The 21,412-nt window shown below is 68.7% G+C and carries 22 protein-coding genes; 10 read left to right on the top strand and 12 right to left on the bottom strand.

Annotated features, from left to right (window positions below):
• The first annotated feature begins 31 nt into the window (after window positions 1-31).
• A complete protein-coding gene (locus ACFYRH_RS32100) occupies window positions 32-676 on the top strand; it encodes a TetR/AcrR family transcriptional regulator (protein ID WP_387783158.1) in 645 nt (214 codons plus the stop codon).
• A gap of 9 nt (window positions 677-685) precedes the next feature.
• Window positions 686-1,252 carry a GNAT family N-acetyltransferase gene (locus ACFYRH_RS32095; protein ID WP_387783156.1) on the top strand — a complete coding sequence of 189 codons (567 nt, stop codon included), beginning with the start codon at window positions 686-688 and terminating at the stop codon, window positions 1,250-1,252.
• Window positions 1,253-1,257: 5 nt separating this feature from the next.
• Here ACFYRH_RS32095 and ACFYRH_RS32090 read toward each other — a convergent pair whose 3' ends face one another.
• Both ACFYRH_RS32090 and ACFYRH_RS32085 read right to left on the bottom strand, forming a co-directional pair.
• Window positions 1,258-2,157, bottom strand: a complete 900-nt coding sequence (locus ACFYRH_RS32090) for an aminoglycoside phosphotransferase family protein (RefSeq protein ID WP_387783154.1) — start codon at window positions 2,155-2,157, stop codon at window positions 1,258-1,260.
• Between the two features lie 50 nt (window positions 2,158-2,207).
• Window positions 2,208-3,242 carry a LacI family DNA-binding transcriptional regulator gene (locus ACFYRH_RS32085; protein ID WP_387783152.1) on the bottom strand — a complete coding sequence of 345 codons (1,035 nt, stop codon included), beginning with the start codon at window positions 3,240-3,242 and terminating at the stop codon, window positions 2,208-2,210.
• Window positions 3,243-3,363: 121 nt separating this feature from the next.
• Between ACFYRH_RS32085 and ACFYRH_RS32080 the strand changes: the two genes are divergently transcribed.
• On the top strand, window positions 3,364-4,359 hold the full coding sequence (locus tag ACFYRH_RS32080; protein WP_387783150.1) for an acetylxylan esterase: 996 nt from the start codon (window positions 3,364-3,366) through the stop codon (window positions 4,357-4,359).
• A 283-nt stretch (window positions 4,360-4,642) separates the two neighbouring features.
• Here the strand turns inward: ACFYRH_RS32080 and ACFYRH_RS32075 are convergent, their stop codons facing one another.
• A complete protein-coding gene (locus ACFYRH_RS32075) occupies window positions 4,643-5,134 on the bottom strand; it encodes a DUF1269 domain-containing protein (RefSeq protein WP_387783148.1) in 492 nt (163 codons plus the stop codon).
• A 318-nt stretch (window positions 5,135-5,452) separates the two neighbouring features.
• On the opposite strand from ACFYRH_RS32075, the gene ACFYRH_RS32070 reads away from it, so the two are divergent.
• The 6 genes from ACFYRH_RS32070 (at window position 5,453) to ACFYRH_RS32045 (ending at window position 10,317) form a co-directional block, all read left to right on the top strand.
• Entirely contained in the window at window positions 5,453-6,373 is a 921-nt protein-coding gene (locus ACFYRH_RS32070) for an ABC transporter ATP-binding protein (RefSeq protein WP_387783146.1), read from the top strand.
• On the top strand, window positions 6,370-7,104 hold the full coding sequence (locus tag ACFYRH_RS32065) for an ABC transporter permease (protein ID WP_387783144.1): 735 nt from the start codon (window positions 6,370-6,372) through the stop codon (window positions 7,102-7,104). Before ACFYRH_RS32070 ends, ACFYRH_RS32065 begins: the two co-directional genes overlap by 4 nt.
• A gap of 63 nt (window positions 7,105-7,167) precedes the next feature.
• The gene (locus ACFYRH_RS32060; protein WP_387783142.1) at window positions 7,168-8,298 is read left to right on the top strand and encodes a sensor histidine kinase; all 1,131 of its coding nucleotides are present in this window, start codon (window positions 7,168-7,170) and stop codon (window positions 8,296-8,298) included.
• Window positions 8,299-8,308: 10 nt separating this feature from the next.
• Window positions 8,309-8,917, top strand: coding sequence for a response regulator transcription factor (locus ACFYRH_RS32055; RefSeq protein WP_387783140.1), 609 nt, complete (start codon window positions 8,309-8,311; stop codon window positions 8,915-8,917).
• Between the two features lie 39 nt (window positions 8,918-8,956).
• On the top strand, window positions 8,957-10,054 hold the full coding sequence (locus ACFYRH_RS32050; protein WP_387783138.1) for a sulfite oxidase: 1,098 nt from the start codon (window positions 8,957-8,959) through the stop codon (window positions 10,052-10,054).
• Window positions 10,055-10,137: 83 nt separating this feature from the next.
• Window positions 10,138-10,317, top strand: a complete 180-nt coding sequence (locus ACFYRH_RS32045) for a hypothetical protein (protein WP_387783136.1) — start codon at window positions 10,138-10,140, stop codon at window positions 10,315-10,317.
• A gap of 2 nt (window positions 10,318-10,319) precedes the next feature.
• Here ACFYRH_RS32045 and ACFYRH_RS32040 read toward each other — a convergent pair whose 3' ends face one another.
• The 9 genes from ACFYRH_RS32040 to ACFYRH_RS32000 form a co-directional block, all read right to left on the bottom strand.
• Window positions 10,320-11,771 (bottom strand): multicopper oxidase family protein, encoded by a 1,452-nt coding sequence (locus ACFYRH_RS32040; RefSeq protein WP_387783134.1) that lies wholly within the window; start codon window positions 11,769-11,771, stop codon window positions 10,320-10,322.
• Window positions 11,764-12,177, bottom strand: coding sequence for a hypothetical protein (locus ACFYRH_RS32035; RefSeq protein WP_387783132.1), 414 nt, complete (start codon window positions 12,175-12,177; stop codon window positions 11,764-11,766). Before ACFYRH_RS32035 ends, ACFYRH_RS32040 begins: the two co-directional genes overlap by 8 nt.
• Window positions 12,174-12,590, bottom strand: coding sequence for a DUF1707 domain-containing protein (locus ACFYRH_RS32030; protein ID WP_387783130.1), 417 nt, complete (start codon window positions 12,588-12,590; stop codon window positions 12,174-12,176). The genes ACFYRH_RS32035 and ACFYRH_RS32030 overlap by 4 nt, the downstream gene beginning before the upstream one ends.
• Before the next feature lie 206 nt (window positions 12,591-12,796).
• On the bottom strand, window positions 12,797-14,149 hold the full coding sequence (locus ACFYRH_RS32025) for an ABC transporter substrate-binding protein (RefSeq protein WP_387783128.1): 1,353 nt from the start codon (window positions 14,147-14,149) through the stop codon (window positions 12,797-12,799).
• Window positions 14,149-15,030: a carbohydrate ABC transporter permease gene (locus ACFYRH_RS32020; RefSeq protein ID WP_387783127.1), complete on the bottom strand. Its 882-nt coding sequence runs from the start codon at window positions 15,028-15,030 to the stop codon at window positions 14,149-14,151. Before ACFYRH_RS32020 ends, ACFYRH_RS32025 begins: the two co-directional genes overlap by 1 nt.
• Window positions 15,027-15,971 carry a carbohydrate ABC transporter permease gene (locus ACFYRH_RS32015; protein WP_387783125.1) on the bottom strand — a complete coding sequence of 315 codons (945 nt, stop codon included), beginning with the start codon at window positions 15,969-15,971 and terminating at the stop codon, window positions 15,027-15,029. The genes ACFYRH_RS32020 and ACFYRH_RS32015 overlap by 4 nt, the downstream gene beginning before the upstream one ends.
• Before the next feature lie 37 nt (window positions 15,972-16,008).
• Window positions 16,009-18,132 (bottom strand): alpha-galactosidase, encoded by a 2,124-nt coding sequence (locus ACFYRH_RS32010; protein ID WP_387783123.1) that lies wholly within the window; start codon window positions 18,130-18,132, stop codon window positions 16,009-16,011.
• 134 nt (window positions 18,133-18,266) lie between these two features.
• Complete coding sequence (locus ACFYRH_RS32005; protein ID WP_387783121.1) at window positions 18,267-19,019, bottom strand: DNA polymerase beta superfamily protein; 753 nt, start codon at window positions 19,017-19,019, stop codon at window positions 18,267-18,269.
• On the bottom strand, window positions 19,009-19,926 hold the full coding sequence (locus ACFYRH_RS32000) for a DNA polymerase beta superfamily protein (RefSeq protein WP_387783119.1): 918 nt from the start codon (window positions 19,924-19,926) through the stop codon (window positions 19,009-19,011). The genes ACFYRH_RS32005 and ACFYRH_RS32000 overlap by 11 nt, the downstream gene beginning before the upstream one ends.
• A gap of 240 nt (window positions 19,927-20,166) precedes the next feature.
• Between ACFYRH_RS32000 and ACFYRH_RS31995 the strand changes: the two genes are divergently transcribed.
• On the top strand, window positions 20,167-21,345 hold the full coding sequence (locus ACFYRH_RS31995) for a hypothetical protein (RefSeq protein ID WP_387783117.1): 1,179 nt from the start codon (window positions 20,167-20,169) through the stop codon (window positions 21,343-21,345).
• Window positions 21,346-21,412 lie beyond the last annotated feature (67 nt).

Genomic DNA, 21,412 nt, shown 5'->3' with positions numbered 1-21,412 from the left:
TAAGTTACTCGGAGTCAGTTAGACTGCGCAAGTGACGTCGACCACCGTTCCGCAAGGCCCGCCGAAGCGCCGCCGTGACCGCGCCGCGCGGGAGCGGGAGATCCTCGAGGCGGCCGAGCGGATCTTCGGCGAGCGCGGGTACCAGGGCACGTCGATGGACGACATCGCCGCCCAGGTCGGGGTCTCGAAGCCGCTGATCTACCAGTACTACGGCTCGAAGGACGGGCTGTTCCTCGCGTGCCTGGCGCGGCTCCGCGGGCACCTGCTGGACACCGTGTCCGACGCGGTCCTGGCCGCCTCGGACGCCGAGGACGCGCTGTACGCCGGGTTCCTCGCGTGGTTCCGGTTCCTCGACGAGCACCCGCAGGCGTGGTCGGTGCTCGTCGACGAAGGCATGCTCAGCGCCGGCCCGGCCGCCGAGGCGACCGACGAGGTACGGGCGGCCTTCATCGAACTGATCGCGACGATGGTGCGGATGAACCTCCCCGCCGGCCGCCCCACCGACGACGACGAGATCCAGATCATCGCCCAAAGCATCTCCGGCGCCACCGAACGCCTCGCCATTTGGCGCACCCGCACCCCCAACCCCCCAACCCCCGAAAAAGTCGCCCGCACCCTCCAAGACCTCCTCTGGCAAGGCCTCAACACCCTCAAGTCCCATTCCTCGACGAGCTAGGTTCGTGGCGTGCGGATCGAGCGTTATCCCGAGGCCGACGTACCGAGCGACCTCCGGCGGCAGGTACTGCTTCTGCAGGACGACGCCTGGCCGGGGACCTCTACCCCCGTGGATACCTTGGTGCACGACCCGGCCCTGGACCCGCTCTCGGTCCTGCTCACCGATGAGGGCGTCGTGGTTTCGGCGCTGGACGTCCTGCGGAAGCCTCTACAGCACGCCGGCAGCAGCTACCTCGCCGGCGGGTTGAGCACCGTGGTGACGCGGGCGGATCGTCGCGGTGCGGGACACGGGCATCGGCTCGTGACAGCGGCTCGGGCTGTGATGATCGAGCTCGGGCTGGACCTGGCGATCTTCACGTGTGATCGCGGGCTCGGGCCGTTCTACGGTCGCGCCGGCTTCCGGGTCCTCCCAGGCACGGTTCTCGTCGGCGGGACCGAGGACAACCCGTTCCCGAGCGATCAGCCCGGCTTCGACAAAGTCGCGGTCGGCGCCTTCTTCGACCCGGCCGTCGCGGAATCCGACTTTCACCACGCCAGGATCGGTCTCTACCCAGGTGACATCGACAAGCTCTGGTGAGAACCTCAGTCGGCGAGGAGGTCGGCGATGAACTGCTGGCCGCTGGGGATGGCATCGGGGTTGCGGTGGCGGTAGTAGGGGATGGCGATCAGGCAGAGGGAGAGGGCCCAGCCGCGGGCGCGGAGCCAAGTGTGCTCGTCGATGGCGAGGGCTTGTTTGTAGGCGTTTCGGGACTCGCCTTCGAACAGCCACCACGCGGGCATCACGTCACCGGCGGGGTCCGCGGAGCGTGCCGTGCCGAAGTCGATGACCGCCGACAACTTGCCATCGGCAACCAAGAGGTTCCCGGACATCAGGTCGCCGTGGATCCAGCGCGCGGGGCCGCCGAACGGGTCCGCGGCCAGGGACTCGTCCCACGAAGCGAGCACCCGGTCGACGTCGAAGTACTCGCGGAGCTCGTCGAGTGCCTCGCGGAACATCGCGTCCCGCGGCGCCAGCGGCGTACCGCGTTCGAACGGATCGTCGGACGGCACCGGCGCACCCGTCGCGTCGGCCTCCCGCAGACAGCGCACGAACTCCGCGAGCTCCCCCGCGAACCGCACCGGGTCGGCGTTCTCCGGCGCGTACGGCGCCCCCGGCAACCACCGGTACACGCCCCAGGTGAACGGATAGCCGGCGCCGGGCACACCGAGCTCCAACGGCTCCGGGATCGCCACCGGCACGTACGGCGCCAGTCGCGGCATCCACGCGATGTCCTTCTCCACCTGCCCCTGGGTCCGGGCCGTCCGCGGCAACCGGACCGCGAGCTCGTCCCCCACCCGGAACGTCACGTTGTCGGTGCCGGACCGCTCGACCACGCGCACCGGCAGCCCGGCCCAGCGCGGGAACTGCTCGGCCAGCAGTCGCTCCACCAGCGTGGAGTCGATCTCGACCTCGTCGTCATGCAGCTTCGGCACACCGGTCATCGCGCGACTGTCACACCCCGCACACCACGGGTCAACCCATTTCGTACCGGTCAGAGGATGTCGTACGGCTCCAATGTCGGACCGACGGTCGACCGGCCCTCGACGTACCGCGGTCGCACGTAGTCGATGCCCGGCTCGCCGGTGCCGGCGATCACCGACAGCAGACGTTCCGCGGCTCGTGCCCCGACCGACGTCAGCTCCGGGTCGAACGTGCTCAGCGGGTGGTCGGGCCGCATGACGCCGGCCAGGCGGTTGTCGTACCCGACGATCGCGATGTCGTCCGGCACCCGGATCCCGTGCCTGTGGAAGCTGGCGAACAACCCGATCGCGATCTCGTCGTTGGCGGCGAAGATCGCGTCCACCGGCTGACCGCTCGCGATGATCCGCTCCGCCGCGTCGAGGCCCCACCGCTGCCGATAGCTGCCGTACAACGGCACGCCACCCATCGCGATCGGCATCCCGGCCGCCGCCATCGCCCGGCTGAACCCCTCGACGCGCGCATCGACCGCCGGCTCGTGCACAGCGGCCGTGACATGCGCGATGTGCCGCCGCCCGAGACGGATCAGCTGCTCGGCCGCCGCCCGCCCCGCGCCCCGGTTGTCGGGCGCGACGACATAGTCCGTCTCCGGTGTCGCGGACGACGACGCGAAGACGACCGGTACGGCGAAGTCCTCGGAGAGCACGAGACTCGCGCGGTTCGGGTCGTCGCCGACGACGAGGATCCCGTCGATCCGGCGGGACCGCAGTCGCTTCAGGTACTCATGCAGCACCCGCGGCGTACCGTGCGCGTCGAGCGTGACCGCCGCGATGTTCTCCCGGCCGAGGTGGTTGGTGGCGCCGACGATCAGCGGCATGCTGAACCGTCCGCGCGCGTTCTCCGCGAGCACGCCGACGATGAAGCTGCGCCCGGTGACGAACGACCGGGCGATCATGTCCGGCTGGAACTGCAGGCGTTCCGCGGTCTCGATCACCTTCGCCCGCGTCTCGGCGGACACCCGGCCGACACCGTTCAGCGCGCGCGAGGCGGTGGTCAGCGAGACGCCTGCCACCCGGGCGACGTCACTCATGCTGGCCCGTTTCGCCATGGCCCCTCCTCGCGCGATCGGTGAAGACCCGAGTCTAGAGGTGTGAAATCACTTGCGCTTGACGCGCCGCTCACCGGGCAGAATCGGCCGCGGAAATAGTTGCGCTACGACGGGACTCCCCATGACGGAACGACCGCTCCCCGACGCTTGGCAGAACGCCGAACTGCCAGGCGACCTCCCACCCCTCGGCGCCGACGTGATCGGCACCTTCACCGACACGATCTACGGCCACACCCCACCTGGCGGACAGTTGACCGACCTGGTGCTGCAGTCCCGCGAGGACGGTGTACTCGACGGAGCGGCCGACCGTCTCCGGCACCGCGCGGTGATCGCCTGCCCGCTCGGCAACCTCGAACTCGACCTTCTCACGCACCTGCCCACGGGTGGCGCCCCTGCGCCCGTGTTCGTGGTGCTGAGCTTCACCGGCATCGAGGAGACGCTCGAGGGGGAACAGGCCCGTCGCTGGCCGTACGCCGCGATCGCGCGGGCAGGGTACGCCGTACTCACGGTCGACTACCGCCAGATCGAACCCGACGACCCGGCAGCCACGGCGGCCGGCGTACGGGCGCTCTTCCCGACGACGGACGGCGAGCCCTGGGGAGCGGTCGCGGCGTGGGCGTGGGGTCTGTCCCGCTGTCTCGACGCCGCGGGGCACATCGAAGGCATCGATCCGGTCACCGCGATCGCCGTCGGCCACTCGAGGCTGGGCAAGGCGGCGCTCTGGGCCGGCGTCCAGGACGAGCGGTTCGCGGTGACGGTGTCCAACGACTCGGGTTGCTGCGGCGCCTCGCTCTTCCGGCACCCGGGCGGTGAGGACATCGCCGCGATCACGTCGCGGTTCCCGCACTGGTTCGTCCCGTCGTTCACGGCGTACGCCGGTCGCGAGGACAAGCTCGCAGTGGACCAGCACCAGCTTCTGGCGAGCATCGCTCCGCGCCGCGTCTACGTCTGTAGCGCTGAGGACGACGCGTGGGCCGACCCGGTCGGCGAGTACCTGGCCGTGGTCGCGGCCCGTCCCGCGTTCGGCGCGGACGGCATCGGCTACCACGTCCGCCCGGGCGGCCACGACCTGATCGAAGAGGACTGGCTGCAGATCCTCGACTTCGTCCGTCGCTGAACACGCCGCGGCCGCCCTTCGTCGGAAGGGCGGCCGCGGGTTGTCAGTTCTGCTGCAGCGACAGGTAGAACCCGTCCTCGTTCTCGGTCGTCCAAGCCCACCCCGACGCCTAGGCCGTGTCTGGCAATTCCGCGCCGTAGCGAGCAGGTGCTCGGCACGGTGCCTCGGTGCGCGGGAGCGAAGGTCTCGATGCGGAGCATCGTGGCCTTTGCTCACGTGCAGCGAGGTGCCGTGCCGAGTGCCGCGCAGTAGGCGGGGAATTGCCAGACACGGCCTAGGTCGGTCAGTCGGCGAAGAGTTCGTGGATGGCGGCTTCCTGGTCGTCGCTCAGGTTGGTGTGGATGAGCTTTGCGCGCAGCCCCGTCTTCCGGAACGTCTCGCGAACCTCGCCGGTCTCCTCGTCACTCGACAGCAGGAACAGCGCGGACGTCCCCGGCGTCACCTGCGCTCGGACCTCCTTGATGAAGTCGTCGTCGATGCCCACGTCGATCAGCGATCCCGCCACCGCGCCCGCCGCGGCCCCGATCGCCGCACCGGCCCAGGGCATCAGGAAGATCGTCCCGAACAACATCCCCCAGAACATCCCGCCGACGGCTCCGGGGCCGGTCAGGCTCCGCAACTGCCGGGTCCGGGGCCGGCGCTTCTCCGGCTGCCAGGACACCGACGCCGCGTCGTGCATCCGCAGTGACTTCTGCTTGGCCAGGCTCTCGAGCGTCCCGATCGCCTGATTGGCCCCGTCCCAGGTCTCGAACTTCCACACCGTCAAGGTCGCCATCCCACCCGTCCCTTCCGTCCCTCGTACGCCGCCCACGCCCAACATCCGTCGACTGTGTGACGTCCCCGGCCCCGCACCAGTTGCCGCCACCTCGAATCCGCACGCCGAGTCCCGATCCGCCCACCCAGACCTCCCACGCGCGCCCCAGACGGGCTCCTGCTGGGTTACCGAGAGGGTTGGTGAGTGCCAGCGGCGATCATCGGAAGTTTTTGGCCGCTGGACGGCGATTTGTTTCCGCGAAGCGGGCTGACGGATGTCATGGGTGGGTTGTGACGGTCGATCCAGGTGCCCTGCGCCGTTGCTCGGGAAGCTTTCGGTATGACGACAACGACTGCGGTCAGCCTGCGGGGTGTGACCAAGAAATACGCGGACGTGCAGGCCGTCGCCGGGGTGGACCTGACGATCCGGTCCGGTGAGGTGGTGGCGCTGCTGGGCCCGAACGGGGCCGGCAAATCGACCACGATCGAGATGCTGCTCGGTCTGGTCAAGCCGGATCAGGGCACCGTCCAGGTGTACGCCGGGACGCCCACCGACGCGATCGCCCAGGGCCAGGTCGGCGTGATGCTGCAGAGCGGCGGCATCATCGAGGACGCGAAGGTCGGCGAGCTGCTGAACCTGGTCGCGGGCCTGCACAAGGACCCGATGCCGGTCCAGGAAGCGCTCGAGCGGGCCGGGATCGGTGACCTCACTCGCCGGACCATGAAGGGCCTGTCCGGCGGTCAGAAGCAGCGGGTGCGGTTCGCGATGGCGATCATCCCGCAGCCGGACCTGATCGTCCTGGACGAGCCCACGACCGGGATGGACGTCGAGTCCCGTCGCGACTTCTGGGCGTCGATGCACGCCGAGACCGCCCGCGGCCGCACCGTCCTGTTCGCCACCCACTACCTGGAAGAGGCCGACGCGTACGCCGACCGCGTGGTGCTGATGCGGAACGGCAAGATCGTTGCCGACGGCACCGCCGCGCAGATCAAGGCGAGTGTCTCCGGCCGCACCATCCGCGCCACGATCCCCGGCGCCGATCTGGCCGCGCTCGCGTCGCAACCCGGCGTACGGAACGTGGAGACCCGGGGGGACGTCGTGCTGCTGCAGTGCGCGAACTCCGACGACACCCTGCGGTACCTGCTGGACAACACCAAGGCACATGACATCGAGGTGACCTCGGCCGACCTCGAGGACGCCGTCCTCGCGATCAGCGACGAGGCCAAGGACCGCGACGAGGCACAGGAGACCCTGGCATGAACCGCAACTACCTGATCTTCGACATCCGCCGCACCCTGCGGAACCGGCGGGTACTGATCTTCTCGATCCTGATGCCGCTGGTTCTCTTCCTGATCTTCGGGCTGACCATCCCGCAGGACGCCAACGAGGCCGGGATCTCCGCGATCGCCTACGTGATGGTGAGCATGGCGATGTTCGGCTCGATGTCCGCCGCGATGAGCAGCGGCGGCGTGATCGCGGCCGAGCGCGACGGCGGCTGGAACCGGACGCTCCGCCTGACCCCGCTGAAGCCCCAGGCGTACGTCGTGAACAAGGTGATCCTGAGCCTGCTGCTGGCCGTCCCGCCGCTGCTCGTGGTGTTCTTGTGCGGGATGACGTTCGGCCACGTGCACCTGAGTGCCACGCAGTGGATGACGGTCGCGCTGGTGTCCTGGCTCGGCGCCTTGCCGTTCGCCGCGATCGGCCTGGTCATCGGGTACGTCGCCAAGCCGGACAGCGTGCAACCCATCACGGGCTTGAGCACGATGCTGATCGCGGCGTTCGGCGGGCTGTGGTTGCCGGTCGACCAGATGCCCTCGGTGATGAAGCACATCGCGCAGCTCACCCCGGCGTACTGGACCGGTCTGACGTCCCGGAGCGCGTTGACGCAGAGCGGTGTGGACACCCAGGCGCTGCTGGTCGTGCTCGGATGGACGCTCGTCCTGGGGTTCATCGGCCTGCGCCGGTACCAGGCGGACACCGCCCGCGCCTGAAGCAGCTGCATCATCTCGGACCGCCCGCGCGGTTCACCACGAAGAAGGAATACCGTGACCACCGTGAAGACGTCACCAAGCGTGCTGGACGGCTTGGCCGATCGGATGGGCGGCGGCCCCGGCCGCTGGGCCTGGGTCGCCGGCGGGATCTGGCTGTTCTACCTCTCGCAGCCGCTGCAGAGCGTCTCCGAGCGCCAGCACGGCGTCGTCCAGGTGCTCGGGTTCGCCACGGTGATCCTGTTCGGTGCCAGCTACCTCGGGTTCTTCGGTCTGCTGCGCCGGAACGCCAGAGCCGGGACGCTGCCGCACTGGCAGCGGATCGGTTACCTCGGCATCATGCTGGCGCTGTGTCTGCTGATGATCCCGACCGCCGGCCAGACAGCGCTCACCGGGCTCGTCTACATCTCCGCGGTCGCGATGATGCTGCTGGAGGTCCGTACGGCGGTCGCGTTCGTCCTCCTGCTGCTCGTCGGCGCCGAGGTGTCGATGCGGCTGGTGCCGGACTGGACCGCCGACAACAGCTACGGGTTCGCGATCTTCCTCGGCGCGCTCGCGACGTTCGGGATGCGGCGAGCGCTCCAGCGCAGCATCGAGCTGAACGCGGCTCGCAAGGACATGGCCGAGCTGGCGGTCCAGGAGGAACGCAACCGGTTCGCCCGGGACCTGCACGACATCCTCGGCCACTCGCTGACCGTCATCACGGTCAAGGCGGAGCTGGCCGGCAAGCTGATCGCGGCGAATCCCGAGCGGGCGGCCGTCGAGGTCGCGGACGTCGAGAGCCTGGCGCGGGCCGCGCTCGCGGACGTCCGGGCCGCGGTCGCCGGGTACCGCGAGCTGAGTCTGGCCGGCGAGCTGGTCGCGGCCCGGGCCGCGCTGCAGGCCGCCGAGATCAAGCCGGACCTGCCGACCACGGTCGACGAAGTACCGGAGCAGACCCGGGAGCTGTTCGCCTGGGTGGTGCGGGAGGGCGTGACGAACGTCGTCCGGCACTCCGGTGCGAAGCGCTGCACGATCCGGCTGTCGGCCACGCAGATCGAAGTCCTCGACGACGGGAAGGGCCCGACGCCCGGGGGCGGCGCATCGGGGCACGGACTGGTCGGGTTGCGCGAGCGGTCGACCGCGGCCGGTGCGAGCGTGCAGGTCGGGCAGGCGCCCGGCGGCGGGTTCCGGCTGGCCGTGAAGGTCGACCTGTGAGGATGGTGCCGTGAGCATCCGACTGCTGATCGCCGACGACCAGGCGCTCGTCCGTGGCGCCCTCGCCGCCCTGCTGGACCTCGAGCCCGACCTGGACGTGGTGGCCGAGGTCGGTCGCGGTGACGAGGTCATCGACGCCGCGAAGAACTCCCGGCCCGATGTCGCGTTGCTGGACGTGGAGATGCCCGGGCTCGACGGGATCGAGGCGGCAGCCGCGTTGCGTACCGCCGTACCCGGGGTCAGGGTGCTGATGGTGACCACGTTCGGCCGGCCGGGGTACCTGCGGCGCGCGATGGAGGCCGGTGCCGCGGGGTTCGTCGTCAAGGACACGCCCGCGACGCAGCTCGCGGACGCGGTCCGCCGCGTGCACCAGGGTCTCCGTGTGGTCGATCCGTCACTCGCCGCCGAGACGTTGGTGGCCGGGACCAGTCCGCTCACCGGCCGGGAGTCCGACGTGCTCCGGGCCGCGCGTGAAGGCGGCACCGTCGCGGACATCGCCAAGGAGCTGCACCTGTCCGAAGGCACCGTCCGGAACCACCTCTCCGCCGCGATCGGCAAGACCGGCGCCCGGACCCGCGCCGAAGCCGCCCGGATCGCCCTCGACAACGGGTGGTTGTAGCCGGTCCCTACCTCTAGGGTTGGCCTAGGGGAGGGATCTATGTCGATTGAGCAGTTCAGTGTCCGGGGGCGGTTGGCGGACACGGGTGAGGGGATCACGCCGGACGAGTTGCAACTCGCGGCGCGCAACCACGGCATGCCGCTCGAGGGGATGCGGTACGACGTGACGCCGCCGGGACTGCACTACGTCCTGGTGCACTACGACATCCCGGCGACCAACGCGGGCGACTGGTACCTCGAACTCGGTGGGTGCGTCGAGGAACCGCTGTCGATCGGGCTGACCGAGTTGCGGGCGATGGGGCGGCGGACGATCCGGGTCACGTTGGAGTGCGCCGGCAACGGCCGCGCCACCTTGCAGCCGCGCCCGATCAGCCAACCCTGGTTGTCGGAAGCAGTCGGTACGGCGGAGTGGACCGGAGTGCTGCTGGCGGATCTGCTCCGGCTGGCCGGAATCCGCGAAGACGCCGTGGATGTGGTGTTCACCGGTGCGGACCACGGCGTGGAGCGCGGGGTCGAGCAGGACTACCAACGTGGGTTGTCGCTGGCCGAGGCGATCGACTCCGGCGCGATCGTCGCGTGGGAGATGAACGGTGATCCGTTGCCACCGCAGCACGGGTACCCGCTGCGGCTCGTCGTGCCCGGGTGGTACGGGATGGCGAGTGTGAAGTGGCTGCGGTCGATCGAGCTGATCGACCACGAGTTCCAGGGTTTCCAGAACACGGTCGCGTACCGGATCAAGCACGCGCCGGACGATCCGGGGAAGGCGATCACCCGGATCGCACCGCGGGCGCTGCTGGTCCCGCCCGGGTTCCCGGACTTCATGAGCCGCAACCGGTTCGTTGCCGCTGGCACCGTTGCGTTGTTCGGCCGGGCGTGGTCCGGGTGGGCGCCGATCGAACGGGTCGAGGTCAGCACCGACGCCGGCGTGAACTGGCATCCGGCGACGTTGGATGCCCCCGGCAACGACGATTTCGCCTGGCGGGCGTTCGCGTACGACTGGGAGGCGACTCCCGGCGAGCACGTGCTCACGGTCCGCGCGTACGACGCGGCCGGAAACGAGCAGCCGATCGAGGCCGACTGGAACCGCGGCGGCTTCGCGAACAACTCCGCGCAGCGGATCACGGTCGTCGTCACCTGATCCGCCGCGTGTCGCTGGCGCGTTCCGCCGTACCCGCGTCACATCCTGGAGTGGTACACGGTTCTCACTCCAGGAGTGATGCGGTGAACGACAACCATCTGCACGCGCGGGTCTTCCGGACGACGCACGAGTGGTACGCCGACGTCGACGACGAACTCGACCCGCAGCCGGACAACCCCCTCTGGCACGGCTCGTACGCAACCCAGCCCGCCGCCCTGGAAGCCGCCTGCACCCACCTGGCCGCCCTCCAGGAAGCTTCCTGACCTCACTCCGGTGTGTTGTGGGAGGGGCCGCCTACTCGGTAGGGGGTGGTGATGCCTTCGTACATGAGGTGGGTCATCAGTCCTTGCGAGGCGTGGGGGAGGTTGTGGCAGTGGTCCATCCAGAGGCCGGGGTTGTCGGCGACGAAGGCGATCTCGTAGGTCTCCTTGTTGCCTACCTCCAACGTGTCGACCCACCAGGGTGAACCGGTCGCGGCGACGCCGTTGCGGGAGAGGACGACCGCGTGATGGCCGTGCAGGTGCATGGGATGCGCCTGACCGCTGGTGTTGGAGATCGTCATGCGCACCACGTCCCCCTCCGCCACCATGAACATCGGTACGTCGGGGAACTTGTGCCCGTTGATCGTCCACCACAACCCCGGCACCCCGTCCAGGAACCCAGGCCGCCGCCCGATCCGGTACTCGAACTTCCGGTTCGCCTTCGCCGGATCGAACCCGAGCGGCGCGGGCGTGCCGTAGCTGAGCAGATCGACGGTGTCCTTCGGCAACTCGGTCTTGGCGGGGTCCGCCGGACCGATCGCGAGTGAAACGGCTGTCGTACCAGCGACCAACCGCATCCCGTCCGCCGGCACCACAGCCTCGAGATCCACGCGACCCCCGGCAGCCAACGGATAGGCAGCCGTCACCGCGGACGGGCCGTGGACGTCACGCCCGTCCACCGCGACCACCTTGTACGGCGTACCGACGAGACCGACCCGCAAGATCGCGTTGTCCGTGTTGATCACCCGCACGCGCGCCGTCGTACCCGCCGGCAGGTCCACCTTCCCGGTCCCGGTGCGCCCGTTGATCGTGCGCTTGCCGTCGTACGTGTGGATCACCGCGACCACCTCACCAGGAGACGCCGGCGCGATCACGATCGACCCGAACAGGCCGCCCTTCACCTCGTCGCTCGACACCTGGTGCGAGTGGTACCAGTACGTCCCCGCCTGCTCCGCCTCGAACCGGTACACGTGCTTCCCACCCACCGGTACGGCGTCCTGCGTCACGCCGGCCACCCCGTCCTCGGCATTCGGTACGTCGATCCCGTGCCAGTGCAACGTCGCGCCGTCCGGCACGGACTCGTTCACGAACGTCACCTGCACCAGGTCACCGACACGCGCCCGGATCAGCGGACCCGGGGACGTCCCGTTCACGGTGTACCCGTCGACGCTCTCCCCCGACTTCAGTTGGTACTTCTGCTTCCGCGCCACCAACGTCACCGCGACGTCCGGCGTACCGGATCGCGGCCCGGTCAGGTCCGCGACGCTCATCCCGCCGTGGTGCATGTGCTCCATGGAGGCCGGTCCGCCGCCGTAGTCGGCGTACCCCATCTCGGCCGGGTCGTAGGTGCCCGGGACCAGGCTGGTCGCCCAGAGATAGCCCAGCGGCGCGAGCACCGCCAACGTGATCCCCAGCGCGACCAACCGGCCCCAGCGGCGTTTCTTGACCTCAGCCACTGGTCACGGTCTGGTTGGGTACGGCGGCCCGCCGCGCCCCCATACTCGCCACAGCAGCGATCGCGAGCCCGTTGATCCCGTGCAGGATGCCCAGCGCCGGCACCCCGAAGGACACCACCGCGAGCAGGAACTGCAGGACCACCAGACCGGCCACGATCCCGGCGAGCACCCGGCCGCGCGGGACGTCGGTCAGGAACGACACGATCAGGAACACCAGCGCGAGCAGCCCGATCGCCGTACCGGCGATGCTGTGGTAGCTCTGACCGAAGTTGCTGTAGTCGGCCCCGATCGAGGTGCCGTCGTCGGCGTCCTTCGCGATCGTGAACCCGGCGAGCGCGATGGAGGCGATCTGCAGGACGACCGCGATCGCGATCAGCAGGCCGACCACGCGGTACACGCTTCTCATGCGCGCCGCTCCATCCGCCGCTTCCGGACGACGAACACGGCCGCCACGATCAATGCCAGCGGCAGGATCGGCGGATGCCCACCACCCACCACACACCCGATCGACGCCAGTACGCCGATGGCGCCCAGCGCGACGAGCAACGGCAGCGGGACCTTACTGAGTGGCCCACGTCCGGCGAAGGGCGGCTTCCAGGGTCCCGAGGCTCCCGCGGCGGCCGGTTGCTCTCGCGGCAGGTCCGCGAACAGGCCGTTCAGGTCGGCGGCGGTCTTCGCCTTCAATGCCTGCTCGACACGCTCGGAGTGCTCGTCCGCGCTCAGCCGGCCGGCTTCGTAGTGCTCGCCCAGACGCCTGACCGCGTCCTCACGCTCGCTGTCGCCGATACGGATCGATCCGCCCGGCCTCTCCTCGCTCATGACTCTCCTCGGTGCTCGAAGGTTCTCCGATGGCACCAAGGTTGTCGTCCGGCACCCCTGTCCCGCGTCGCCTCAGCGGCGACACCTGCGCTACCCCCGGAGGAGCACGCTGCACCGCTGGACGCAGTACGGCGTACTCCCCCGGGCGTAGTCGGGCCCAGGGTTTACCCTCAGCTGTTGCCTCAGCTGTTGCCTCAGCTGTTGCCTCAGCTGTTTACCGACAAGATCTGGTTCACGTCGTCGTTCGCCTTGGCCAGTGAAGCCGGCTCGGCCTCGAACGACATCACCGCGTCCATCGCCGGCGTCATCACCGCGGTCACGTCCGCGGCGTTCGGGTTCGCCGGGTACGGGAACACGTCGCCCGCCTCGACCGGTTCGAGGAACGGCGTGACGTCCCACCCGCTCTTCGCGAACGCCGCCTTCGCGGCCGGCAGGCTCGCCGCGACCGCCGGGAACACCACGCCGGCCTTGGCGACGATGTCCTGCGCGGCCTGTGAACCGAGGAACTTCACCCAGGCCCACGACGCGTCCCGGCGCTTGGTCCCGGCCCAGATGGTGTCCGCGAGTCCGTTCATCATCGACAGCCGCTTCCCGACCGGCCCGATCGGCAGCCGCGCGAGCTTCGTCTTCACCTGCTTCAGCTCGCCGTACGTGCCGAGCATCCAGGAACCGTTCGGCGTGATCGCGTACTTCCCGGCGCCGAACGAGGTGGTCACGTCCACGCCGGACTTCGCCTGCGCGTACGTCGGCATGTACCCCTTCGTGATCAGGCCCCGCCACCACCCGATGGTGTCGGTGAACTTCGGGTCGTCGTAGAAGAACTTGGTCCCCCACGGCTCACCCTCGGAGTACTTCCACCCGTTGCTCGCGGCGTACCAGCTCCAGCTGGTCTGCCCGTCGCCACCACCGGCGTCGGCGTACCCGAGCCCGTAGACCTTGACGTTGCCCTTGTCGAACCCGGGCTGATCGCCGCGACGGCCCTTCGAGTCGACCGTCAGCCGCTGGACGATCTGCTCGAACGTGCCACCGTCCTTGGGGTTCCAGGTCATCGAGTTCAGCTGCTCGGCGCTGATCCCGGCCGCCTCGGTGAGTGCGCTGTTGTAGAAGTAGACCTCGGTGTCGAAGTCCTTCGGCAGACCGTACCGCTTGCCGTCGGCACCGATCCAGCGATCGGCCAGGCCCTTCTGGTAGATGCCCAGATCGACGTTGTCCCGGGAGACGAAGTCGTCGATCGGCAGCACCTGCCCCTTGGCGGCGAACAGCGGGTACTTCGACGAGTGCCCGGTGAACACGTCCGGCGCGGTGTCGGAGATGAACCCGGTCACCAGCTTCGACCAGTAGTCGTTCCATCCGTACTGCTCGATCTTCACCTTGTACTGCGGGTTCTGCTGCTCGAACAGCTTCGCGCACTCGGTGTACATCGGCAGCTGCGCCGAGTCCCACAGCCAGTAGATGATCTCGCCGTCGCCCCGGGCCGTGGCACCGTTGTTGCAGGCGGCAACGGCCGGTACGGCGAGACTCGCCAAGCCTGCCTTCAGCAGGGTCCTTCGTGAGAGCATCATTTGATCCCCGAGAAGCCGATGGAGTTGGTGATCCGCTTGGCGAAGGCCAGGAACAGGATGATCATCGGCAGCGCCGCGATCAGCGTGGCCGCCATCAGGCCGGCCCAGTCCGGTCCGCCCTGCGGTGTCTGCGACCGGAACACACCCAGCGCGACCGTCAGCACCCGGACGTTGTCCTGCTGGCCGACCAGCAACGGCCAGAAGTAGTCGTTCCAGGAGTTGATGTAGGTCAGGATCGCCAGTGTCGCGATCGGCGCCGCGCTCATCGGGATGATCAGCCCGAAGAAGATCCGCCGGTGCCCGGCCCCGTCGATCATCGCCGCCTCCTCCAGCTCCCGGTTGATGCCGAGGAAGAACTGCCGGAGGAAGAAGATCGCGAACGGCGTCATGAACGCGCCCGGCAGGATGATGCCGGCGAAGCTGTTCAGCAGTCCGAGGTTCTTGATCAGCACGAAGTTCGGCAGCGTGGTGAAGATCGGCGGCACCATCAGCGCGGCCAGGAACAGCGCGAACACCTTGTCCCGTCCGGGCCAGCGCAACCGCGCGAACGCATACGCCGCCATCGCGCTGAAGAACACCTGGCACCCGGTCGTGACCGTTGCCACCACCAACGAGTTCCGCAGGTACAGCCAGAAGTTGACCGCCGCGCCGGAGCCGCCCTGAGCTTGCGCCTCCTCGATCGACGCCAACCCGAGGACCCGCTTGAACGCGCCGAGCGTGGTCTCCACCGGGAGCAACGAGTTCGGGTGGCCGGGGAGTTGCGTGTTGTCGGAGAACGCCGTACGCAGCATCCAGTAGAAGGGGAACAGCGTGACGATCAGCAGGACGAACAACAGGATCCACGCGACCGTACGCCCAACACTCACCTGCCGCCTCATGCGAGATCACTCTCCTTCGCCCGCAGCAGGCGCAACTGGAGCAGTGACACGACCGCGAGGATCGCGAACAGCACCAGCGCCATCGCCGACGCGTACCCGAAGTCGAACCGGGTGAACGCGCGCTCGTAGATGTAGTAGTAGATGACCCGGGTCGCGTTGATCGGACCGCCCTGTGTGGTCACCGCGACCGTGTCGAAGATCTGGAACGACCCGATCATGGTGACCACCAGGACCATCACCAGAACGGGCCGCAGCAGCGGCAGCGTGATCCGCCAGAACGTCTTCCACTCGGTCGATCCGTCCACCTCGGCGGCCTCGTAGACGTACGACGGGATTGTCTGCAGTCCCGCGAAGACCAGCAGCGCGGTGTAGCCCATGTGCCGCCAGACGTTGATCCCCGCGACCGTCGGGATCGCCCAGTGCGAGTCCCCGAAGAACGCGATCGGATCGATCCCGACCCAGCCGAGGAACGTGTTCACGACGCCGACCTGCACGTCCAGCATCCAGTACCAGACCAGCGCGACGACCACGTTCGCGACCAGGTACGGCGCGAGGATGACGGCGCGGACCGTGATCGACTTGGTCAGCCGGTACATCAGCATCGCGATCCCGACCGCCAGCACGGTCTGCAGGCCGATGTTGATCACCACGTACTCGACCGTCACGCCGAGCGCGTTCCAGAAGAAGCTGTCGTGCACCATCCGCTCGTAGTTGGCCAGCCCGTTGAACTTGGGCGCCGAGAGCAGGCTGTACTCGGTGAAGCTCAGGTAGGCCCCACGCAGCGTCGGCCAGATGTAGAACACGACGAACCCGAGCGTGGCCGGGGCGAGGAAGATCAGCGCGACCTTGAGGTCTCCCAGGCTGCGCCGCCGCCCCGGCGGCGCGGCCTGTCCCCCGTGACTTCGGTCGGTGTCGGGTGGTGCGTTGGTGATGGCGGTCACGGGGGATCTCCTTCTGTTGTCGCGCGGCCGGGCGGGCTTACCCGGCCGCTGTCACGTCCAGCAAGATCGCGCTCTCGGGCCACTGCGCGGGCATCAGCACACCGACGGAGGCGAGGGCGGCGCCGTTCAGTTCCACGCTTCCACCGTCCGCCGACCAGGCCGCGGACCGCGACTCGGCGCCGGGTGTCGTGACCTTGCTGATGCGATACGTCCGCTGCGGGTCGAGTCCGGGCAGACGCACCCGGCCCACTGCCGACGTCACCGACTGCTTGACCTGTACGACGCCGAACACGCCACGGGCACCGTCCTGGGACACGACACCGTGGACGAGCACGTCCTCGGGACCGCGATCCGCACGGACGACCTGACCGGTGTGCAGCAGCGGCCGCAGCTCCTTGTGCAGCGCGACCCAGCCCTTGAGCTCCTCGCGCTCCTCCGGGCTCGCGGACGCGATGTCCCACTCGATTCCGAAGTGACCGAACAGCGCGGTGATCGCACGGAACGACAGGGTCTGCGTGCGGCCGGTGGTGTGCGCACGCGGCGGGCCGACGTGGCAGCCGATCAGCTCCGGCGGGAGCAGCAGCTGGGTGTAGCGCTGGATGGTCTGCCGCTCGAGCGCGTCGTTGCTGTCACTGCCCCAGATCCGGTCGGTGCGTTCCAGGATCCCGAGGTCGACGCGGGCGCCGCCGGACGAGCAGGACTCGATCTCCAGGCCCGGGTGCCGGCGCTTCAGCTCGTCGATCAGCCGGTACACCGCCACGGTCTGCTCGTGAATTCCCGCCGTACCCGTCAGTTGGTTGCCGCCATCAACGAAGTCGCGGTTGTGGTCCCACTTCAGGTAGGCGATGTCGTACTCGCCGAGGATGCTGTCCAGCCGCTCGAGGATGTAGTCGTAGGCGGCCGGGATCCCCAGGTTCAGGCCCTGCTGGTGCCGCGCCGTCGGCGGCAGCCGGTCGCCGGCGGCGAGGATCCAGTCCGGGTGCTCGCGGGCGAGGTCGGAGTCCGGGTTCACCATCTCCGGCTCGACCCAGAGGCCGAACTGCAGGCCGAGGCTCTTCACGTGGTCGACGAGCGGATGCAGACCCTTCGGCCAGATCTCCTCGTCGACGTACCAGTCGCCGAGCCCGGCGTGGTCGTCGCGCCGGCCGCGGAACCAGCCGTCGTCCAGCACGAACCGCTCGGCCCCGACCTCGGCGGCCGCGTCGGCGAGCGCCTTCAGCTTCTCCAGGTCGAGGTTGAAGTACACGGCCTCCCAGGTGTTCAGTACGACGGGCCGCGCGGTCTTCGGGTGGTTCGGACGGGCCCGCAGATAGTCGTGGAACCGGTGCGAGACCTGATCCAGCCCGACGCCGTACGAGCCGTAGATCCATGGCGTGCTGTAGGTACCGGCCGGCTCGAGGCGCCCTTCACCCGGGAGCAACAGCTCGCCGCCGCCGATCACGGCGTACCCGCTCATGCCGCGCTCGGCGTACGAGCGGTGGTTGCCGCTCCAGGCGGTGTGCACGCCCCAGACCTCGCCGGTGCGGAAGCCGAAGCCCGGCGTACCGGCGAGCAGCAGCAGGGTCGCGTCGGCGCCGGTGCGGCCGCGGCGGTTGTCGCGGATGTGCGCGCCCTGGGTGAACGCGTGCCGCTGCGGGTGCCGCTCGCCGATGTGGCGGCCGGTCATGTCGAGCAGCTCGGTCGCCTCGGTCGGCACCGGCAGCGCCAGCAGCAGCCCGTCGACGGTGTACGCCGTCGCACCCGTGTTCGTCAGGTCGGCCCGCGCGCGGACCAGACCGGAGTCGGTCAGCTCGATGGTGAGCCGGATCGCGAGACCCGCGTCGGCATCCTCGGCGTCGACCCGCACGGTGTTACCGGTCTGCACGACGCTGGTGAGCCGGAAACTCGCGGAGAAGTCCTGCCCGTCGCGGTGACCGCTCAGACCGGGAAGACCGAACCAGCCGGCCGAGTACTCCGGCACGATCGCGATCGCCCGGTTGTCGTCGAGGCCGTTGCCGTCCTGCACCGCGCCGGCGCCGCGCCGCAGTTCGAGCAGAGCGTTCGCGGTCAACTCGCCCAGGTCCGCACCCCAGTGCAGGACGGAAGGAAGGGCCGGACCGGAACAGTCCAGCACCAGGCTGACCCCACCGGCCCGGAGCTGCAGAATCTCGATGTTCGACACTGTTGATTCACTCTGCTTTCTGATTGATTTCAGGACGGAACTATTTACCGCGACAGCCGCAATGTCAATGCTTCACGAAGTTAAGTAAATAGCCTACGACTGTCCGCCGTTGTCAGCACAGCGGAAGGTAACCGCTATCCGAGGCGGGCGTGGACGAGCAGGTCGTGCAGGCCGGGCTCAGCCGTCGGCCGGTCGGGCAGGACGCTGGTCGCCTCCGCCTCGTCGAGGGCGGCCTGCAGGCGACTGACATCCTCGGACAGCTGCTCCCCCGACGGGCCTTCCAACGGGGCGTGTTCGGCTTCGGCTTTCGCGGCCATCAGGTCGGGGAGATACGCCGGCGCCCCGTCGAGCAGCTCACGCAGATCGGCCTGCACAACTCCGGTTCGCATCAGGTTGATCCCGGTCAGCAGCACCCGGAAGGTGTAGAGCAGCGGCTTCAGCTCGTGCTTCTTGCCGAACAGTTCCCATTGGGTCTTCGCGAAACCGCGGTAGTGATGCGCGTGCCACTTGGTGATGCAGCCCTTCGCGAGCTCGACGAGCTCCGCGTGTTCCGGCGTACTGACGACGAGTGGTGAGAGCACCTGTTCGAGCACGTAGCCGTTGCGGCGGAGCATCAGCCGCATGAACTTGGCCAGGTCGTGGGTCACCAGGTCGACCTCGGCCTCGTTCTCGAACCAGGTGTGGTCGAGGGTCTCCGGGCCGTGCCGCAGGCCGACGACCTCGGCGGCCGGCAGCACGTGGACACCGCGCAGGTCGACATCGGAGTCGCGGGACGGGAAACCGTACAGGTGCGCGCCGGAAACCGTTGCGAAGAGCAACGGGTAGGGCTGCTCCCCCATGATGGTCCGCAGCTCGGCGTAGTCGAGCTCCCGCATGTCACGCGTCACCGAGACTCCGCTTCCGCACCGATCGCAGCCAGGCGTCGACGCTGGCGACATCCGGGGTCGCCGGGAGGACCGTACGGCGCAACGCGTCGTCGAGCTCCTCGTGCAGCTTCAGTCGCCAGCGCTCCACGTCGTCCCACGGCAGCTCGCCGCGCTTCACCGCGAGCAGCCGTTCCCGATACAGGCCGACGTCCACGACGAGGGTTGCTTCGAGCAACAGTTCGCGGGCCGAGAGCAGCAGCCGGATCAGGTGCATCACATGCTTCCACTTCGGCGACCCGTCACGGCGGAAGTCGGTCTCGAGCTTCTTGAACTGGCTGAGCACGTAGCCGGAGTAGGTCTGGTACGCGAGTTGCGACAGGAAGGATCGGCGCAGACCGATCAATTCCTCACCGAGCGCGGTCTGCCGGACGACGAGCGGCGAGTGCAGAACCTCGAGCAGGTTCGGGTTCGACTTCAGCGCGAGCTCGCAGAACCGCTCGACCTCCCACGAGAACCATTCGGGCTCCGGTCCGTCCACGTGGGCCGGCGGCTTCGCGAGCGACCAGAACGCCTCGGTCGGGGCGACGTACACCCCGCGTGTGTCGGTGTCGGACTGATCGGTGTCGAGCCCGAACGCGCGCGAGCCGACCACCGCGGCGTAGATCGTGTGCTCGCGCACCAGGCGATCGCCATCGGGCTGATCCAACTCGATCGCTTCGTCCTGGTACGCCGTCCGCAGGCTCAACTGATCGCGCTGGGCGACCGTCTCCCGCCCGTCGACGAGCCGGACCGCGTAGCGCCCGTCAGCGGTGATGCCGGCCACCCGGCCGGTCGCCCCGCGCTGCGCCGTACCGCCTTGGTCGTCCGGCGCCGCGACCCGGATCACCACCTGAGTACCCACCGGCAACTGCGGACCCTGGACTGCCACGCGGCCATGCTGCCCGACCCCGGACGCCCACGCCATCACATTCGGAGCACCGGGAGCTCAACCTTCCCGGGAGCTGACACGGCGGTGACAGGGCGCAAACGTGTCAGCACGCTGGGTCTATCTGAGAGTGGTTACCCGGAAGTACATTGCTCGCGACGGTGATCGGGTGGGGGTCCTGACGGTCACCGAACTCCGGCGAGAGAGGCCTTCCGGGTGATGAAAACTCCGAGAAGTCGTCGAGTGTCCGCAGCAATCCTCCTACTCTCCCTGACCGGGCTCGGCCTGGTCGCTCCCCCGGCCCAGGCCGACGGTCCCGGCTCGGGAACGCCGTACGTCGTCACGGTCGGGGACTCCTACATCTCGGGCGAGGCCGGTCGGTGGGCCGGGAGCTCGAACGACTCCGAGGCGCCGGCCGACGCACTCGGTGCGCACGCGTATCACGACAACGCGAGCCATACCGCCGAGCAGATCCCGCGCTGCCACCGCAGCCAGTCCGCCGAGGCGTACATCGGCGGTGGGGTCGGCGGGCTGAACCTCGCCTGCTCCGGCGCGCGCACCACGACCAGCACCGGCGACTACTTCAAGCCCGGCATCGACTTCTACGACGACGGCGCCGGCAACCTCGGCCAGGCGAAGCTGCTGCAGCAGTTCGCGGCGAGCCACAACGTGAAGCAGGTCATGGTCTCGATCGGCGGCAACGACTTCAACTTCGCGTCGATCGTCACCCAGTGCGTGCAGGACTTCCTGCTGTCGCCGTCCTGGAACCCCGACTACTGCCGCGACGACTCGTCGGTCGTCGCCAACTTCACCGCGGCGAACATCAGCACGGTCCGCGGCAGGATCGCGACCGCGTTCCAGAACGTCCGCACCGCGATGCGCAACGCCGGGTACGGCGACACGTCCTGGAACCTCGTCGTCCAGACCTATCCGTCGCCGATCCCGTCCGCCAGCGGGTTCCGGTACTCACAGAGCGGTTACACCCGGCAGAGCACCGGCGGCTGCGGGTTCTGGAACGCCGACGCGGACTGGGCGAACGCGACCGCGCTCGTCACCATCAACAACACCGTCCGGGACGCGATCGGTCAGTCGGGTCTGGCCAACGCCCGTCTTCTGGAACTTCAGTCCGCTTTCAACGGCCGTCGGCTCTGCGAGAAGACCGTCGGTCTGTACGAGGAGGTCGGCCTCAGTTCGTGGACGCAACAGACCGCCGTGGACAAGACCGAGTGGATCAACCAGATTCGCACTGTGACTACGGCCGGCTCCGACTACTTCATCCAGGAGTCGCTGCACCCCAACTACTGGGCCCAGCTGGCGCTGCGCTCCTGCGTCCGCCAGACCTACACCCAGAACCGCGGCGGCACCTGCACGATCGCGGGCACCGGTCTGGTGAACGGCGAGCCCCGAATGACGCTCGGCTGACCTTTGGCTCATCACGCGAGCCGGCCGCCGTACCCCTGGATGGGGTACGGCGGCCGGTTCGTTTCAG

Source organism: Kribbella sp. NPDC004875, assembly GCF_042873375.1.
GTDB lineage: Bacteria > Actinomycetota > Actinomycetes > Propionibacteriales > Kribbellaceae > Kribbella.
This window is presented reverse-complemented; position numbering and strand designations above follow the sequence as displayed.

Coding starts and splice junctions, on each gene's coding strand:
- ACFYRH_RS32090 (WP_387783154.1), bottom strand. CDS start 2,157: ATGACCGGTGTGCCGAAGCTGCATGACGACGAGGTCGAGATCGACTCC.
- ACFYRH_RS32085 (WP_387783152.1), bottom strand. CDS start 3,242: ATGGCGAAACGGGCCAGCATGAGTGACGTCGCCCGGGTGGCAGGCGTC.
- ACFYRH_RS32080 (WP_387783150.1), top strand. CDS start 3,364: ATGACGGAACGACCGCTCCCCGACGCTTGGCAGAACGCCGAACTGCCA.
- ACFYRH_RS32075 (WP_387783148.1), bottom strand. CDS start 5,134: ATGGCGACCTTGACGGTGTGGAAGTTCGAGACCTGGGACGGGGCCAAT.
- ACFYRH_RS32070 (WP_387783146.1), top strand. CDS start 5,453: ATGACGACAACGACTGCGGTCAGCCTGCGGGGTGTGACCAAGAAATAC.
- ACFYRH_RS32065 (WP_387783144.1), top strand. CDS start 6,370: ATGAACCGCAACTACCTGATCTTCGACATCCGCCGCACCCTGCGGAAC.
- ACFYRH_RS32050 (WP_387783138.1), top strand. CDS start 8,957: ATGTCGATTGAGCAGTTCAGTGTCCGGGGGCGGTTGGCGGACACGGGT.
- ACFYRH_RS32035 (WP_387783132.1), bottom strand. CDS start 12,177: ATGAGAAGCGTGTACCGCGTGGTCGGCCTGCTGATCGCGATCGCGGTC.
- ACFYRH_RS32030 (WP_387783130.1), bottom strand. CDS start 12,590: ATGAGCGAGGAGAGGCCGGGCGGATCGATCCGTATCGGCGACAGCGAG.
- ACFYRH_RS32025 (WP_387783128.1), bottom strand. CDS start 14,149: ATGCTCTCACGAAGGACCCTGCTGAAGGCAGGCTTGGCGAGTCTCGCC.
- ACFYRH_RS32020 (WP_387783127.1), bottom strand. CDS start 15,030: ATGAGGCGGCAGGTGAGTGTTGGGCGTACGGTCGCGTGGATCCTGTTG.